The following is a 16,726-nucleotide window of genomic DNA, read 5'->3' as shown; positions in this document are numbered from 1 at the left end:
AGAACACCGCATCCCCTGGGAACTGTCACCCTGGATCAGTGCTTGCCCCCGGTGCGGAGGCAGGCGCAGGGGACGGGGTTGGCCTCACCGTCCGTCAACGGCTCAGGGCAGCGGCGATAGCTCGATGTTGTCGAAGTTCGTGTCCCAGCCGTTCGACGTCGCCAGGGTGACGGACGAGCAGGTGCCCTGCCAGTTCGTCACGACGTGGGTCACCTGCCCCGGCGTCAAGGTGAAGGTGCGCGTGGGCTGGTTGAAGCAACTCAGGGTGAGCGTCGCGCCCGTGTCCCAGGTGAAGGCGTCGAGGCCGACGACCGTCCGCTCCCCGTAGATGCTGAGCTCTCCCTGGTTCACCCCCCCGCCGTTGAAGGAGATGCTCTTCGTGGTGAACCCGCCCCAGGGCGACGCGAGGTACCACTTGTTGAACACGAAGTAGAAGGGGCCGTGGATGCCGGTGATGGCCTCGTCCGCACCGTCGAAGGTATCGAAGGTGACCAGGTTCGACGAAGGACCCACGGGGATCGTCAGGGTGCTGGTGTTGTTGCCCGGAACGCTGTCCGTCTCGGACGCCGCGACGGTCGCCTGGAACTGGAACGTCCCGGAGATCGAGGGCACCAGCGTCATGCGAACGACGGCGCTCTCCCCGGCGGACAGGCTCGTGATGTCGCAGTGCATGTTGTCAGTGGTGTAGTAGCCGCACGTGCCCACCGACGCCTTCGGAGTGAAGACGAAGGGCGCGAGCCCGGTGGGAACGGGAACGTCGAGCGTGAGGTTGGTGGCCGCCCTCGTGCCGTGGTTCGTCACCGTGATGTCATAGTCAAGCGCGTCGCCCCGGACCCCCGTCCCGGCGGGGAAGGCATGCTCCACGGACACGTCGACCGGGGATGCGTCCCCCGTGGCCGGCACGAAGGCGACGTCCACCCAGAAGTTGGTGTTCATCCACGCATCCGAGGGGAAGCCGCTGCCATTGAGGTGGCGCACCCCATTGCCGCCCGCCGCGACGGCGGACGGTGCATGCAGGGGCGGCACGTCCACGCCCGCGCTGCTGAAGTAGTTGGGCGTGATGGCATAGTAGCCCACGGTCGCGAAGTACGACACGACATAGGTCGTGTTCGCCGCGAGGCTCACCGGCGTCGGGAACGTCAGCTCGCGCCAGCCGAAGCTGCTCTCCCCAGGCGCCTGCACCGTGGTGCCCAGCAGCTCGCCGGTGGCGCTCCACAGGTGGCCCACGTGCGGCCCGGTGTCTACGCTGCTCTTGTAGTAGCGCACCTTCGTCACCGTGCCCGCCACGTCCGTGCGGAACTTCAGTCCCACCTCGGTGGGGGTGGCGTCGGCATTCACGAACTGGGGGTCGCCCGTCACCACGTTCCACAGGCTGCAGGGATTGCAGACGCTGCTGGCGAGGGTGGTGGCGGTGACGGTGGCGGACGCGGGGCTCAGGTTGCCGGCGGCGTCACGACCGCGCACGGTGTACTCGTACGTGGTGGCGGGCATCAGGCCGGTGTCGCGGTAGCTCGTGGTGGTGCCGGACAGCTCCGCGATGAGCTGGCTGCCCCGGTACACCAGGTGCGCGCGCGCGTTGCCCTGCGTCTCGCCCGAGCCGTCCACGGAGACGTACCAGGTCAGGTCGATGGCGGTGGACGAGTTGGGCGTCGCCACCACGTTGGTGGGCGCACGCGGAGGCGTGGTGTCGTTGGGCTGGAAGGCCACGTCCACCCAGTAGTTGCTGGCCTGGTAGCTGTCCGTGGGAAAGCCGCTCGTGCCGTAGTGGTAGAGGCCGTTGCCGCCCTCCGTCCCGCTCGCGGGCGCGTGCAGGGGCGGCACATCCAGCGCGGAGGCGAAGCCATTGCTCGTCGCCGCGTAGTGCCCCGCGGGCGCGTGGTACGACGCGACGTAGTTCGTATCCGCCGCGATGGCCACGGGTGTCGCGAAGCGCACCTCCTGCCAGCCCGAGGCCGTCTCGCCCTGGAAGGTGGCGGTGGCCAGCAAGGCTCCCGAAGCCGACCACAGGCTGCCGGTGTGCGTGCCCGTGTTGCCCGCGCCCTTGTAGAAGCGCACGCCCATGATGCGTCCGGGCGCGTCGCTGCGGAAGCGCACGCCCAGTTCCACCGCGGCGCTGTCGTCCGCGGCCGCCACGGCCGGCACGGCGGAGGCGTCGAAGAGGGAGCGCTCACCCGGCAGCAGCGGCTGCGCGGCCTCTTCGGTGCGCGGTGTCTCCGGGGCTGTGGGCTCCGCGGGAGCACAGCCTGCCTGGACCCAGGTGAAACCCACTACCAGCGTCGTGACCCAGCGTGATGCATGTCGAAGCACGTCGGACTCCTTTGTGGTGAAGGCTGGCGGTGGAATCGCACACCGTTGGTTTTGGAGTCGAGCGCTTCATGTCGAGGACCACCCCCCAGCCTTCCGCCGCCCTCCCCCGCCCCAGGACTCTGAAGGATAGGATGCGGGCTACCTGACCCGAGATGGGTGTCCGAGCTGGGTGTCAGGCGACTCTGCTCGCAGAATGAGGATGCACGTCCGATGAAGCAGAAGATGACGGGATTCCACCTCGATGGTGAGAACCACTGGGTCGCCGAGCTCGAGTGCGGCCACCGGCAGCACGTGCGCCATGAGCCACCGTGGATGGAGCGCCCCTGGGTCCTCACGGAAGAAGGGCGGCGCAGCCGTCTGGGCATCGAGCTCGACTGCAGACGTTGTGACGAGGTCGGCCACGCGGTCGCCGAGGCGGTGCGCGAAGCCTTGGCAGCCGCTGCCCGGCAAGCCTATGAGGAGGCGGGCCTGAGCGGCCTTTGTGCCGAGGGCCGCTGGGAGCTCGCGTTGGATGCCATCCGCGCCACCGGGCTCACCTCGGCGATCCACCGTGCGCTGACACGCCCTCAATGAGTGCTGGCTCGCACCTTCTGGGCGAGACACTCGATCAGGAACTCCACCGTCGCCCGGACCCCGGGCAACTGACCGCGCCGGTGGGGCATGAGGAGGGTCGTGGTCACGGTCCCCGCCACCCACTCGGGCAGCACCCGGACCAACTCGCCCGATCGCAGGGCCCCACGACACATGCTCTCGGGCAGGCAGGCCACGCCGAGACCGGCCTTGGCGGCGCCCAGCAACACGGTCGATTCGTTGGCCGCCATGACGGTGATCGGACTGACCTCGACGCGCTCGCCCGCGGGGCCGAGCAGGCGCCAGCCCATCGGGTTCAGCGCGGCCACGAGGCCGTCATGGCGCCCGAGCTGCTCGGGCCGCTCCAGCGGTTCCCGTGTCGCCAGGTAGTCGGGGGCGGCCACGAGGATGATGGGCTCGCTCACGAGCTGCCGCTGGACCAGACCCGAAGCCGGAAGCGGTGTGAAGTGGGAGCGCACCGCGATGTCGTAGCCCTCCTGCACGACATCCACGAAACGGTCGGTCACGTCCAGTTGCACCCGCAGCTTGGGGTAGGCGCGCGCGAGCTTCGGCAGGTGCTCGGCCAGGTAGAGCTGTGCCGTCGGTACGCTGGCGGTCAGCCGAACCGTGCCACTGGGCTCGGCGATGCGCCCGCGCACCACCTGCTCGGCGGCCTCCGCCTCGATCAGCACCGCACGCGCACGCTCGTGGAAGTCACGCCCGACCTCGGTGAGTGTGAAGCTGCGCGAGGTACGATGGACGAGCCGGGCATCCAGGCTCGCCTCGAGCTCCGCCACCCGCTTGCTGATGGTCGCCTTCGGCACGCCGAGACGACGCGCCGCCGCCGCGAAGCCACCGTGTTCGATCGCGGCCACGAAGAGAGCCAGGTCGTTGAGGTTGAGCATCGAGCCCCCAAAGTCCATACGGGTAGACGTTGCGTCACCGTTCTAGCCTCTACCCGGTCAAAGTCCACGACGACAGAGTGATGGGACCCGAATCAACGGGCTTTCAACCACGGAGAATCTCGTGTCCCCCATCCTCTTCTACGGCGTCCCGTCGGGCTGCTCGTTCGGCTCCATCGTCGCGCTCGAGTGGCTCGCGCGGCCCTATCGGCTTTGCCGCATCGAGATGCCGAGCGTCGTCACGAGCGACACGTACAAGCGCATCAACCCCCTCGCGGAGACGCCCTCCCTGATGACGGCCGACGGCAGGGTCATCAGCGAAACCATCGCCCTCCTGAATCACCTCGGTCCGCTCGGTATCGACCGGCGGCTCGCCTTCCCCCAAGGCACCCACGACTTCGACCGCTGGAACCAGATGTTGGCCTTCCTCAACACGACCTTCTTCGGCTCGTTCAGCCCGCTCTGGTACGCCTACGAGCACGCGTTGGAGCCAGAGGCGAAGCGGGCGCTGACCGATTACGGCCGAGCCAAGGTCGAGAAGGCCCACGCCAGGCTCGAGGCCCTGCTCGGTGACCGCCCCTGGCTGCTCGGCGAGCACCGCACCTGGGTGGACGCCTACTTCATCGGCATCGCCCGCTGGACCAGGTACCACGACGCGGTCGACCGCCGTGCATTCCCGAACGTGCGGCGGCTCATCGAGAAGCTCGAGGCCGATCCAGCGGTGAAGTTCGCCCACGCGATCGAGCAGCAGCGGCCAGCCGTCTCGGCGGGTGGCTTCGAAGGCGAGGTCCGTCTCGAAGACGCGGTGGAGTCCATCCGGCGCGCGGCTGCCTAGGACGAAGCAGGGCCGAGCTCACGCGAACCGCGTGTCAGGTGCCCGCGCCGTGCACCTGGGCCTTGCTCATGACGTGGTCCACCGCCAACAGATGCCACGCGGCTTGAGTGATGCGGGCGTGTTGTTGTGGCTCGGAAGCAAAGACGGCGGTGGCCTGTTCCAGCGGCACACCGGCGGCCGTGGACTCGGCCTGGATGACCTCTAGCACCTTGGCCGGGGTGAGGATGAGCCCGTCACGCTTGCAGATGGCGCCCAGAGCCAGGCTGATGCGCAACCGCTGCCTGGCCTCGGCCCGGGTCCTCTCGTCCGCCAGCCACGTCTGGAGCGACTCCTCCTGATGCTTGTTGCTGAACTTGAGCTTGGTCACGGAGCGACCCTCGCTCGCGCCCCAGCGCAGGCGGATCTCCTCGTTGACCAGCTCCTCGGGGATGTCCACCTGTGTGCGTGCGGCCACCTCCTCGAGCACCCGCTGCTGGCCCTCGAGGAACCGTGCTCGCGCGGCCTCCTGTTGCAGCTCCTTCGCCACACCGCGCATCACTTCATCCAGTGTCGCCCCGCGGCCAAGGGCCTCGAGGAACTCCGGATTCGTCGGGTCGGGGTACTTCACCTCGCGCGCGGCCTGGATGAGGAGGGCGAAGCGCGCGGGCTGACCCCGTAGCGCCTCGAGGGGGTAGTTCTCGCCCAGGACGATGTCCACGAGCACGCTCTCTCCCGGCAGGTGACCCACCCACTGCTCGTACAGGCCCGGCAGGAGGGGGTCGGGCGCCAGCGGGAGCCAGACGTCGGTGCGCACGCTGAAGGGGATGAGGCGCCCATTCGAATAACCCGCGATATCGACCAGCACCTCGTCACCCCAGGCGAGGCCCTCCGTGCGCGGACGCATGCGCTCGGAGGCATGGGCGCGCGCCAGCTCCTGGAAGCGTTCCTGGACCCTCCGCGCGGTGATGGGCTCCGGGGCGGGGACGATGACGGAGAGGCCTTCCAGTGACGGCGCGATCACTGGGGGCATCTGGACCTCACCGCCTTGCGCGGCCCTGCGGGCCGGCGAGGTGTACATCGGAATACCGGCTCGCTTCTTGGCGGGGGGCGAGGATTTCTGGTTCGAGTCCATGAAGTCATCCTTCCAGACAAGGACCCTACCCGAGCCGCCGGAGATCCGCAGGAGGCTCAGGCGAGTCCGCGCCCGTCAGGGTGAGGACTGGCGTGAAGTGGCCGGACAGGCCCAGCCCGCCCCTCGGCCCATTCGAGCCAGGAGCACGGGCAGTGCTTCAATGCCCACTCGCGGAGTTCTTGGCCATGGCGCCCGCCAGGCCCTGAGCCAGCGCACCCGCCGCGCCCGCGAAGCCCTGGGCCATGGGCCCGTGTCCACTCGCGGCGCCATGAGCCATCGAGCCCACCGCGCTCGCGGCCCCGTGCATCAGCCCAGTCGGTCCACCCGTGGCGCCGTGGGCCAGCGAGCTCACCGCACTCGCGAGGCCCTGGGCCAGGCCCCCGTGTCCACTCGCGGCGCCGTAGGCCAGCGAGCCCACCGCGCTCGCGGCCCCGTGCATCAGCCCATGCGGCCCGCCCGTGGCGCCATGGGCCAGCGAGCTCACCGCGCTCGCGATGGCCTGGGTCAGGGGCCCGTGTCCACTCGCGGCGCCATGGGCCAGCGAGCCCACCGCGCTCGCGGTCCCATACATCAGCCCATTCGGCCCGCCCGTGGCGCCATGGGCCAGCGAGCTCACCGCGCCCGCGAGGCCCTGGGCCAGGCCCCCGTGTCCACTCGCGGCGCCATGGGCCAGCGAGCCCACCGCGCCCGCGGCCCCATGCATCAGCCCATTCGGTCCGCCCGTGGCGCCGTGGGCCAGCGAACTCACCGCACTCGCGATGGCCTGGGTCATGGGCCCGTGTCCACTCGCGGCGCCATGGGCCAGCGAGCCCACCGCGCCCGCGGCCCCATGCATCAGCCCATTCGGTCCGCCCGTGGCGCCGTGGGCCAGCGAGCTCACCGCGCCCGCGAGGCCCTGGGCCAGGCCTCCGTGTCCACTCGCGACGCCATGGGCCAGCGAGCCCACCGCGCTCGCGGCCCCATGGTGCAACCCATTCGGCCCGCTCGTGGCGCCATGGGCCAGCGAACTCAACGCGCTCGCGATGGCCTGGGCCAGGGGCCCGTGTCCACTCGCGGCGCCATGGGCCAGCGAGCTGACCGCGCCCGCGATGCCCTGGGCCAAGGGTCCCGTCAACCCCGAGTGGCCCGTTGGCTTCGTGGTGGCCTGGTGCGGCGTCCGCGCCATCGCGAGGGCATGCAGGATGCCACCCGGAACGGTCCCGGACTGAAGCACCCCGCTCATCAGCTTCTGGCCAATACCCGTACGGCCCTGGGCCAGACCGGCCGCGTTGTGGGCGAAGCCCAGGGCGTTGTTGGCGGCCAGCGCGAGGCTCTGTTTGCCGCTGGCCACGCTCGCGAAGCCATCCATCTGCCCGAGCTGCGAGAGAGCCTGCTTCACGCTGGCGTTGCCAGAAGTCAGCCCCCCCATGAGCTTCGGGGTGGGGTTGGACACTTGCGCCAGGGACTGCTGGGCGGACTTGAAGAGGCCAGGGAGCTGGGAACGAATGGAACCGGACATGGAGAAACCCTGGAGGCGGGAGCGATTTCGACAACAACCAGGAGCCACGCTGTCCTGATCGCGGGGAACTACCCATTATCGCGTCCGGCCTCGCGAAGTTGCGGATCGTTTCTGCAAGACTTTTGCCAATTCTTGAGAAGAGGGAAGTCCGCCCCCACCGGGAGGAACCGGACGTGGGGCCGGCACGGTGACGATGCTCTCTCAAGGGGCATTCGGGCCGACATCGGCCGACGACAACGGCGCGTGGTCGATGGGGTCGGTGGAGTACTCATCCGCGCCGACGTCGTTGGCGGCGCGCAACTGCCCATCCATGTCTTCCGCGACGTAGGTGTACGCGCCCGTCGCCGCGTTGATGGCCTGACTCGTGGAACTCAGCTTCTGCAGACCGTTGACCGCGGTCAGGGACGGATTCACGTTGCGGATCTCACTGGACGTCCGCGACTTGTTGCTCAGGGCCGAGCCGTACCCGATGTTGCCCTGGAACAGGGTGTTGCTCGTCTTGAGCTCGTTGTAGAGGGTGCCCGTCGTGTTCCGGATGAGGTTGTTGGCGACCTTCGAGTCCACCGGTGCGTACGTATATTTCTTCCCGATGAGGAGGCCCGCCGTGCTGTCGACGACCGTGTTGTTCACGACCTCGGCCCGGTAGACCCTCCAGTGTTTGCTCAGATCGCTCGCGGTATAGGTGCTGGAGGTCGGCCCTCCGTCGAAATCGCCCCCGTCGATGAGGAGCGCGTCATCGGTCAGCTTCGCCAGGTAGTTGTTGTAGACCTTGTGGTCGGTCCCGTAGAGCCGGATGCCGCCCACGCCGGACTTGCTGCCATCACCCAGGATGAAGTTGCCGTAGATGCTGTTGTTGTTTCCGTGCCGCGCGGTGAGCTGTCCCTGCGACGTGATGATCGTGTTGTAGCGGATCGTGTTGTGGCCGCTCTTGATGGAGATGAACTCCGGGTCCCCGTCGCAGTTCTCGAACAGGTTGTACTGCACGGTGGCGTGGGCATCGAGCAGGGACAGGGCGGACAGGCCGAGGCGGATGGTCTCCAACCCGTTGGCGAGGCGCGGCCCGACGTCGTGGAAGTAGTTGTACTCAATCACGTCATACTGGGTCATCTGCGAGGAGTAATTGCCATCCAGGGCGATGACCGGATCGATGTTGCTCTTTCCGCCGAAGTCGTTGTGGTCGATCCGGTTGTGGTGGCTCCCGGCTCCCTTGATGAGCAGCCATTTGATCTGGGTGCCGTCCTCGATCAGCGCGAAGGTGTTCCGGGTGACCCGGATGTTGTTGGAGCCATCGAGCACGAGGGCGCTGTTGCCGGTGTTGGTGAACTTCAGGCCCGAGATGACCACGTGGGAGGAGCTGGTCACCTGGAGGGAGGCGCCGCCGGAGATGATGGCCTTGCCCCGGTTCGCGGCCTTGAGGGTGATGGGACTGGAGGAGGTGGCGTTCTTGCCCTTGAGGACGAAGGCGCCGCTGTTCGTATAGGTGCCGTCCGCCAGGACGATGGTCGTGCCCGCGGTCGCGCTGGCGAGGGCCGTGGTGAGTTGAGCGGCGGTGGAGACGTTCACGATGTTGCCCGAGGGCGCTTCCGCGGCGCTCCCGTGAACCTCCACCTCCAGGTAGCTGTTCCAGGCATTGGCGGAATTGCCATACCCCACGAGCCTCACGTACCGCGCGGACCCGACATCCGGGAAGTCGAACGTCTGGAGGCCGCTCGTCAGGCTGCTCGTCGCTTTCGAGCGCACGGTGGAAAACGTGGTGCCGTCCGGGGAGGTCTGGATGTCGAAGGTGGAGGTCCGCGAGGCGCCGTTGAGGAAGGCGATCTTCACGAAGGCCACCTTCTTGGGGCTACCCAGGTCGAGTTGGAGCCACTGTCCATCTCCCTCCGCGGACCAGCGGGTGGTCAGGTCTCCGTCGACGGTATTGGCGGGGACGTTGCCATCATCCGTGCTCGCGGTGACGGAGGTGGGCGGAATGGAGAACCGCTCATCCGCCGCGAATCCCGGGAAAGGAGTCAGACCCAGGAGCAAGCTCGAGCCAATCACAAGTTGCCGACGTGCCATGTGCATTCCTCTGAGGTGCGTCACAGTGTCGGCCAGCTATACATGATTTCCTGTTTATACTGGAACAACTTGCTCATGACGCACGTCAGGTCTTGGGAGAAAGGCGCAGGAGCCGCCACGGGGACCGGGGTGGCGGCCTCGCGGGCCGCGGTGCAGCCAGAGCCCAGCAGCCCCAGCACGCACGTCCACACCCACACTCGCATCAGGCTCATGCGTTCACGGCTTTCTGGGGCGTTGTCCAAAAGACCCTCCGCTGGCTGGTGAGAGGTGGATGTTCGAAGTGACCCGGACCTCGGCTCACGCCTTCCTCATCGCAGACGGGTGGACCATCAACCGGAACAGTCCGCGCTCCTCCAGCAGTTTTTGCACGCGCCAGGCGAACTCGACGTGCTCGGGATTGCTTGGGGTGAGCCGCTCGGAAGTCAGGGTGACGAGTGTGCCCTTGTCACCTACGGGCTCCACGAGCACGGGCGCTGGCAGCGCTGGCACCTCCCCCCGCTCTCGCGAGAAGTACGTCATCCACCCCACGAAGCAGCCGAGCCGACTGCCACCGGAGAGCTGATCCCAGAGTCCGTCCTCCGTCGCGACCGCCCACTCCGGTTCCCAAGCTACAGCCAGGGCGCGCATGACGCCCGCGACGACTGTCGCACTGAGCAGGTTTCCGCTACCCAGCGCCTCTTGCGGAAAGAAGAGCCATAAGAAGTTCGGTGCCACCTCTGCCTTGGACCCACAGCCGAACATGACCATCCCCCCCTGGTCCTGGTTCTCGTGTCCCGTCCAGGCGCCGAAGTGAAAGCCGTCCTTCCCGCTCTGGTACCTCTTTCGTCCGAAAAACTCCTCGAAGGTCGCGCGCGAAGGCTCGAACTGGAGTTCAGCCAGATTCGCGACGGCGGTGTTCTGTCGATACCATCTGGCATAGCCCGGATGACACTCCGCGAGGAGGCGGAAGAATGTCTCCGCGCGCCGAGCGCACTCCTCGGCCGACTCCGGCCGCCGTCCCCAATACCCTTTGATTGCGTACGACTCGCTCATGCGTGCTGGCCTCATGGCTCCGGTTTTGTGTACACGACCTCAATGGCGTGGAGACCTCGAGCATCGAAGTGCTTCCGAAGCACAGCCACCATCCGCGGCTCCGCGACGTGCCAGCGCACCGGCAGCCCACCTGCAAGCCTGAGCTGGCGTCCTGCTTGATCAATCATGCCCTCCAGGCCCTCGTACTTGAATCTAGGGTTCAGTTCCTCATTGAACCACTTCTGGTACTCACGCGCCTTCGCTTCAAGCAGGGTGCCCGTCTTCGGATCGTAGCCGTCGTAATTCACGCACTCCCCGTCTCGACAAACCCTGTAGGCCCATCGCCTGGGAGCCCCCGTCACCTGGGCCTGATAGTCCCGCGCCTGCTCGGACATGCTCGTGGTGTCCTCCACCCATTGCCCGGGCCCTCCAACCGGAGGCCACCCACCACCGCCTCCCGCCCCCTGGACGCTCGTGTTGGCCATGTGCAGGACGTAGGTGGAGCTCAGCGCCGACGCCGCCGCGGTGGCGACACTCCCCACGGGTACGGCCGCCAAGCGCACTGCCAGGAGACCGTCACCCGAGAGCGACAGCAGGGGTACGGTGAGACTCCCCAGCTTGCCGCCCCAGGCGGCTGCCTTCGCAGCTCCAGCACCGGCCGTGCCCACCGTCAGCACCGCACCCGTCGCCAGCCGCGAGATGGTTCGCACCTTCTCCGCATAGGGCTTGTGGCGGAACTCCTCCCACAGCCGCGGAGAGTTCTCGTAGAGCTGCCTCACCGCACCTGGGAGCTGGGCGAGCCCCTCGAGCGTCTCGCCCGTGTGGAACACGAGCCGATAGAGGCCCTCCACCGTATCCACCTCCATGAGCATGTGCGCTGCCATACGGCGCATCCCGAAGTTGCCCAGCGTCACCGGCGTGGAGAGCAGGTGCGGCAACAGCGCCAAGGCCTGCTGGGGCGACAGCGTGCGCCCATCCTTGGGGAGTGCCGCGCTGGGCACTCCGGCCTGCACGAGGAACCCCTGGAAGTAGTTGAGGCTCATGGGCACCGTGAACGGCCGCCCGTCGCCCACTCCATCCGGCCATCCGAGGCCCTTCCCCTCCAGGTTCTCCTCGTCGTCTAGCTCCCTCGCGCGCCGAGGCCGTGCACCCTCCTCGGCCGCGCTGACCTCCACCGGACCAGCCGCCTCAGCCGCCTCAGCTGCATCGGCCTCGAGGTTTTCGCTGGGAGCGTCCTGAGTGACCGAGACCACCGCCCGGGCATCACCGGCGCGCTCCTCGTGTACCGTCCTCTGGCGCTGGACGCGCCCCCAGTGGCGCGTCGGGCCAGCGATCATCCCGCCCATGGGATAGCCCATCGCGCACGCCGTCTGCAGACCGAGGAGCACCAGCACCACCCCATGCGAAGCCCACCACGGCCTGCCCCGCGGGCTCCGCCGATCCTCGAGCTGCGTACCGCCGCCCTCCCCCGCCCCAGGACTTCGGTATTCATTCGCCATGGCGCTGGCCTTTCCCCCAGATGAAACTCTCCTGAAGGATAGGATACGGGCCACCCAACCCGAGATGGGTGTCAGACGACTCGTATGTACTGCGCGCTGGACTCGTCTCCGTCATAACCACTCAGGCCTGTACAGTGGCCCGACGTCCGGAGTAGGAAGCCGACGCGGTCGACCGCCGTGCATTCCCGAACCTGCAGCGGCTCATCGAGAAGCTCGAGGCCGATCCGGCAGTGAAGTTCGCCCACGCGATCGAGCAGCAGCGGCCAGCCGTCTCGGCGGGTGGATTCGAAGGCGAGGTCCAGCGCGAAGAAGCGGTGGCGTCCATCCGGCGCGCGGAAAGAGTTAGGAACTTTTGAGTTCCTTCGAGCCACGCACGGCCATGGACATGGGAAAGAGGGCGCGGTGGTTGATGTTGGAGTAGTACACCGCGAGGTAGAACTCACCCGCGACCTTCACCCATGTTCGTTTGGCTGGGTGGGCCTGTCTCATCAGCCAGGCTTCCGCTTCTTCGAGCGTGGAAAACGAGGCTTCGGCATCGGGCGGATCGAATTCCTCGAGCCAGGAGAGATACTGGTGGAGACGGCGATTCCATGGCAGGCGCCGGAAGTTGGTTTCGCGGACATACACCACATCATGGGGTTTGTTGCCGATCAGCACCTCGGCGAAGAGAGGTGGGCTCGGATGTTTCTGGAGCCAGGCCTCGGCCTCTTCCCGCGAGTCGAACGCGGCCATGACATATGGCGGTGCGTTGGCCTCGAGATGTTCGAGGAAATGAGCGAAGGCTTCGTGCTGACGGGTCGAGGAGATGAAGCGAAGCGCGTCGAGGATGACCTGAATGGCCGGCTGTTCATCCGCGGCCGTCGGATCATTGAGAAGCCGCTCGAAGAAGGCCTCTGTCTTGCACAACTGTTCGTGCAACTGCGTGGAACGTTCATCGGCGGCAGGAGGAGAGCCGTGATGCCAGCCACCCACTCGAGAATCATCGAAGGGATACCATTGGCCCGTGGCGGAGATGAAATCCAGGGCATCCCGTGCGAGGCCGAGAATCCGCGCTTGATCTAGAGACTGCCCGTCGTTCCAACGTCTTCCAATCGTCTGCTGTGCATCCGAAAGGATGAGCGGATTCGTCATGGCATCACCGCCAGGGAGCGGAGTTCGGATGCGGTATCGTAGAATGCGAGCATGACGAAGGATCGGAAGGTGTGAAATGAAGACGGAGGAAAGCGCGCTGTGGTTCTGTGCGAAGATCAAGGCGATTCGGACCGAGGCAGGACACGACGTAGAAAAACTCGAGGCGCTCGCTCAATCCCCGGAACTCGTGGCCGAGGCTGCGGCTCGGTTTCCCGACGACCCTTTTCTGGCAGCACAGGTTCGCACGGCAATTGAGTTGGAACTCCCTCTGGCGAGGAGGGAAATCTTCCTGCTGGACGGTCCGCCGACGGATGAGCAGATCGCGGAACTCCACCGCCAGAACAAATGAGCGGTCTGGGAGCGTCAAATCAGAGCGCCGCCTCAGCGCACAACGCAGGCGGCGCCCATGGGCCCCTCACGGCCAACTCCAGACAGCACTCACCGGCAGCTCCCGACTCAGCACGGCGGCCCCTTCCTTGGAGCCTTCAAGCTTGGGCACGCGCCCGACATGGTCGCCCAGGATGATGCACACGGGGTACTGTCGACCATCAGGGAGCACGGCCAGGGTGTAGCGGCCCATGACAGCCGGGCGCTTCTTTTGCACATCCATCTCGGAATACGTGTCGTAGATACCGGGGCCTGTCCAGAGACGGCCGTGGAGCAGCGTCCCCGCGGGCATATTGCCATCGCCCTCCACGATTTGGCTGACGACGGGTCCATCCTGGTAGACCCCCGGCACGCCCAGGCCGCTCGGCTGGTTCACATCCACGACAGCCGTAAGGAAGCTGCCCGTCAGAATCTTCAACTCCTTGAACATGGCCTCGGTTGCCTCCCTGGGGCAGTCAGCGGGCTCCGGGGGCTTCACCTGGGCGGCGGGGCAGCCCGCGCCGACGACAGCACACAGCCAGGCGGCGAGGAAACTCGAAGGGGCAGAGCGCGAAGGAGTGGGCACAGGTGGGCTTCCTTTCTCGGGGCCAGACCCAGGCAGCAGCGCCTCGGGTGGGGGCGCGAGTGTGGAGCGCACCAGCCACAAGGCAAGGCCGAGCACGATCAGACCCGCGAGTAGGACCCTGGGCCACGTTGTGCGCCTCGGGCGGGCAGGTGCAGCGGGGGGCTCCTGAGGAGCCGCCTGGGACGCTTCCTTCTCAGGCGGCTGAGCCTCCTCTGGCTCCGCGGACGCCGTCTCCGGCGGCTGGGCGGGCTGTTCCGCTACCTCCTGGAGCATTGGCTCCGCGGCTGGACTGCCCTCGACAGCGAAGAGCGGCCGCCTCCAGGCGGGGGACTGCCTCTCCTTCTCGGCGGCTTTCTCCAGCGCCTCGAGCAGCGCCTGGGTGTCCGGGTACCGGTCCTCGGGCCGTTTCTCCAGCAGCTTCATGGCGATGTCGCTCAGGGAGCGCGGCGCCAGGGGATTGAGCAGGTGCGGGGCCTTTGGAGGACGGGTGGCGATGGCGGCCACCAGCTCCTCGTCCGGCAACTCCGGATTGAAGGGGTGCAAGTCCGTGAGGCCCTGGTAGAGCAACACCCCCAGGGCGTACAAATCCGCGGCCACGCCCCCTTGGAAGGCTTCGCCTCGCTTCCACGCCTCGGTGCGGGTGTAGGCCAGGAGCTCGGGCGGAACCAGGTGCAGGGCGCCCTCGGGCAGGCCCAGCGTCTTCGTGAGCGCTCCCGGCAGCCGCGCGGTGCCGAAGTCGATGAGGAAGGGGCGGCCGTCCGCACGGCGGATGAGGATGTTCTCCGCCTTCAAGTCCCGGTGGTAGACGCCGCGCGCGTGGAGTACGCCCACGGTGCGCACCACGTCGCTGAAGGTGTCCACCAGCCCCATGGCGTGCGGAGGCGTGCGCCAGCGCCACTCGTGCCACGTGTCCCCCTCCACGTAGTCGGTGATGAGGAAGGGATAGCCCTGGGCGGGATTGGGCCAGAAGTCCACCCCGTACACGCGCAGCAGGTTGGGGTGCGACGAGTAGGTGAAGAGCGCTGCCGCCTCGCGCGCCAGCTGCCGGTAGGCGCTCTTCTCCTCGACGTACTTCTCCTCGGAGAAGCCCTCCTTGAATTGGGTGATGGGGCGCAGCGCCATCTTCATGGAGTACGGGCGGCCGTCGCGCTCCACCTTGAAGACGCGGGAGGAGCCTCCACGGCCCAGCACCTGGACGATCAGCCAGGGGCCCACCACATGGCCGGGTTGGAGGTGGTCCGGGTGCAGGGATTCCATTGTCATGGGGCCTGCCTCCTTTCTAGAGAGCCACGTCGAGGGTGGGGAGGGGCCGGACGCCGCTCTCGTCCAGCAGCTCGAGGCGGAAGACATCGCCCATCTTCCAGGAGGGGGCCTCTGGCTCCACCGTGACGATGCCCTCTTCACCCGGCGCGAGCTGTGCCTTGTTCATGTCCACGGAGAGGACCTTCAGGGCGGTGCCGTCCGCACGGATGAGCCGCGCCACGCCTGGCCTCCAGGGGCTTTGCCCCGGAAGGTTGCGCACACGGACGACGGCGAGCGCCCAGGAACTGGCGCGATACCCCTCTCCGCCCGCCACCTTCAGCCCACCCCACGCGCCCTCGGGTGCTCTCATGATGCGTCGGGCCTGTACCCCGTCCGGGCCCAGCCGCCCGGAAAACACGAGCCCGGCCAGCCCGCTCGAGGCCCGAAGTGTCGCGAGCTCCGCCTCTTTCTCCGCCAGCGCCGCCTCCAACGATTCGACGGTGCGAGGGCGGCGCACCACCTCTACCTCCTTGTCCACCCGCGTGGGGTGGGAGGCGAGCACGAGCGTGACACCCACCGGGGAGGCTCCGTCCTTGTAGCGCACCCGCACCACCAGCTTCTCCTCGACGCCCAGGTCGACGGAGGGCTCCACGGCGACCAGACGCTCCCCGACATCCACCCAGCGGAAGCGCATCGACCGACCCTCCACCTCCACCGAGGCCTTGTCGATGGGAGCGTCGAAGCGGATGTAGGTGGCGGTACCGGCGGCCACACTCACCTCCGGCCCGGCCTCCTCCGGGTTGCCGGAGAGGGTCACACGCCGCTCCTGGCGCTCGCGGGCGGGGGGATGGGGCTGAGCTGCTGCTGTGGCTCCAGTCAGAAGAAGCGTGAGCGACAACCACGGGAAAAGTCGGGTCAGGGCTGGGCACCTCCGAAGTCGCGAACCTAGCAGATGCCGCAACCAGGACGGCTCGCCTTCGTCGCTCCAGCACCGGCCGTGCCCACCGTCAGCACCGTCCTCTCGCATGGACGCCCCCCAGTCACGCACGTCCACACCCACACTCGCATCAGGCGCATGCGTTCACGGCTTTCTGGGGCGTTGTCCAAAGGACCCTCCGCTGGCTGGTGAGAGGTGGATGTTCGAAGTGCCCCGGACCTCGGCTCACGCCTTCCGCATCGCAGACGGGTGGACCATCAACCGGAACAGTCCGCGCTCCTCTCGGCGCCACATCCCCTCCGAGTCGTCTATGTGCCAGTGTCCAGGGCCATGAGCATTGCCAACACACCTGAGCCGCCCTACGTGGCGGTCATCTTCACCTCCGTGCGCACTCCGGTCGACGAGGGCTACGCGGTGACTTCCGAGGAGATGGTCTCCATGGCCGCCGCGCAGCCAGGCTTCCTGGGCATGGAGAGCGCCCGTGGCACCGATGGGCTGGGCATCACCGTCTCGTACTGGCGGGACATGGAGTCGGTGCGCGCGTGGAAGGCCGTGGCTGAGCACCGCACGGCCCAGCGGCTTGGCCGTGAACGGTGGTACCGCGCGTACCGGACCCGCATCAGCCTGGTGGAGCGGGAGTACGGATTCTCGCCGGGAAGGTGACGAAGGACTC

Annotated in this window: 15 protein-coding genes; 4 read left to right on the top strand and 11 right to left on the bottom strand. The window is 67.3% G+C overall.

Features of this window, described 5'->3' with window-relative positions:
* Positions 1 to 102: 102 nt before the first annotated feature.
* Positions 103 to 2,307 (bottom strand): DUF4082 domain-containing protein, encoded by a 2,205-nt coding sequence (locus CYFUS_RS23305; protein ID WP_095987231.1) that lies wholly within the window; start codon positions 2,305 to 2,307, stop codon positions 103 to 105.
* Between the two features lie 210 nt (positions 2,308 to 2,517).
* On the opposite strand from CYFUS_RS23305, the gene CYFUS_RS23300 reads away from it, so the two are divergent.
* Complete coding sequence (locus CYFUS_RS23300) at positions 2,518 to 2,880, top strand: DUF3565 domain-containing protein (protein ID WP_095987230.1); 363 nt, start codon at positions 2,518 to 2,520, stop codon at positions 2,878 to 2,880.
* On the opposite strand, the gene CYFUS_RS23295 is transcribed toward CYFUS_RS23300, so the two are convergent.
* A complete protein-coding gene (locus tag CYFUS_RS23295; protein ID WP_095992177.1) occupies positions 2,874 to 3,782 on the bottom strand; it encodes a LysR substrate-binding domain-containing protein in 909 nt (302 codons plus the stop codon). The two genes, CYFUS_RS23300 and CYFUS_RS23295, sit on opposite strands and share 7 nt — an antisense overlap.
* 121 nt (positions 3,783 to 3,903) lie before the next feature.
* On the opposite strand from CYFUS_RS23295, the gene CYFUS_RS23290 reads away from it, so the two are divergent.
* Positions 3,904 to 4,614 (top strand): glutathione S-transferase family protein, encoded by a 711-nt coding sequence (locus CYFUS_RS23290; RefSeq protein WP_095987229.1) that lies wholly within the window; start codon positions 3,904 to 3,906, stop codon positions 4,612 to 4,614.
* A gap of 34 nt (positions 4,615 to 4,648) precedes the next feature.
* On the opposite strand, the gene CYFUS_RS23285 is transcribed toward CYFUS_RS23290, so the two are convergent.
* The 7 genes from CYFUS_RS23285 to CYFUS_RS23250 all read right to left on the bottom strand — a co-directional run bounded on the left by CYFUS_RS23285 (position 4,649) and on the right by CYFUS_RS23250 (position 12,922).
* On the bottom strand, positions 4,649 to 5,623 hold the full coding sequence (locus CYFUS_RS23285) for a peptidylprolyl isomerase (RefSeq protein ID WP_232537723.1): 975 nt from the start codon (positions 5,621 to 5,623) through the stop codon (positions 4,649 to 4,651).
* 259 nt (positions 5,624 to 5,882) lie between these two features.
* Entirely contained in the window at positions 5,883 to 7,223 is a 1,341-nt protein-coding gene (locus CYFUS_RS23280; RefSeq protein WP_095987228.1) for a hypothetical protein, read from the bottom strand.
* A 201-nt stretch (positions 7,224 to 7,424) separates the two neighbouring features.
* Positions 7,425 to 9,281 carry a chondroitinase-B domain-containing protein gene (locus tag CYFUS_RS23275; protein ID WP_095987227.1) on the bottom strand — a complete coding sequence of 619 codons (1,857 nt, stop codon included), beginning with the start codon at positions 9,279 to 9,281 and terminating at the stop codon, positions 7,425 to 7,427.
* Positions 9,282 to 9,301: 20 nt separating this feature from the next.
* The gene (locus tag CYFUS_RS52850) at positions 9,302 to 9,493 is read right to left on the bottom strand and encodes a hypothetical protein (RefSeq protein WP_095987226.1); all 192 of its coding nucleotides are present in this window, start codon (positions 9,491 to 9,493) and stop codon (positions 9,302 to 9,304) included.
* Between the two features lie 85 nt (positions 9,494 to 9,578).
* Positions 9,579 to 10,313: an immunity 52 family protein gene (locus CYFUS_RS23265; protein WP_157758606.1), complete on the bottom strand. Its 735-nt coding sequence runs from the start codon at positions 10,311 to 10,313 to the stop codon at positions 9,579 to 9,581.
* 11 nt (positions 10,314 to 10,324) lie between these two features.
* Complete coding sequence (locus CYFUS_RS23260; protein ID WP_095987224.1) at positions 10,325 to 11,791, bottom strand: Tox-REase-5 domain-containing protein; 1,467 nt, start codon at positions 11,789 to 11,791, stop codon at positions 10,325 to 10,327.
* A gap of 342 nt (positions 11,792 to 12,133) precedes the next feature.
* Positions 12,134 to 12,922, bottom strand: a complete 789-nt coding sequence (locus CYFUS_RS23250) for a hypothetical protein (RefSeq protein WP_095987223.1) — start codon at positions 12,920 to 12,922, stop codon at positions 12,134 to 12,136.
* 76 nt (positions 12,923 to 12,998) lie between these two features.
* Here CYFUS_RS23250 and CYFUS_RS23245 point away from each other — a divergent pair, with 76 nt between their 5' ends.
* Positions 12,999 to 13,271 carry a hypothetical protein gene (locus CYFUS_RS23245; protein WP_095987222.1) on the top strand — a complete coding sequence of 91 codons (273 nt, stop codon included), beginning with the start codon at positions 12,999 to 13,001 and terminating at the stop codon, positions 13,269 to 13,271.
* A 66-nt stretch (positions 13,272 to 13,337) separates the two neighbouring features.
* On the opposite strand, the gene CYFUS_RS23240 is transcribed toward CYFUS_RS23245, so the two are convergent.
* The gene (locus CYFUS_RS23240; RefSeq protein WP_095987221.1) at positions 13,338 to 15,137 is read right to left on the bottom strand and encodes a serine/threonine protein kinase; all 1,800 of its coding nucleotides are present in this window, start codon (positions 15,135 to 15,137) and stop codon (positions 13,338 to 13,340) included.
* A 16-nt stretch (positions 15,138 to 15,153) separates the two neighbouring features.
* Positions 15,154 to 16,014, bottom strand: a complete 861-nt coding sequence (locus CYFUS_RS23235; protein WP_095987220.1) for a DUF2381 family protein — start codon at positions 16,012 to 16,014, stop codon at positions 15,154 to 15,156.
* Between the two features lie 369 nt (positions 16,015 to 16,383).
* Here CYFUS_RS23235 and CYFUS_RS23230 point away from each other — a divergent pair, with 369 nt between their 5' ends.
* The gene (locus CYFUS_RS23230; protein WP_095987219.1) at positions 16,384 to 16,716 is read left to right on the top strand and encodes an antibiotic biosynthesis monooxygenase family protein; all 333 of its coding nucleotides are present in this window, start codon (positions 16,384 to 16,386) and stop codon (positions 16,714 to 16,716) included.
* The last annotated feature ends 10 nt before the right edge of the window (positions 16,717 to 16,726 follow it).

This window comes from Cystobacter fuscus (assembly GCF_002305875.1).
Taxonomy (GTDB): domain Bacteria; phylum Myxococcota; class Myxococcia; order Myxococcales; family Myxococcaceae; genus Cystobacter; species Cystobacter fuscus_A.
This window is presented reverse-complemented; position numbering and strand designations above follow the sequence as displayed.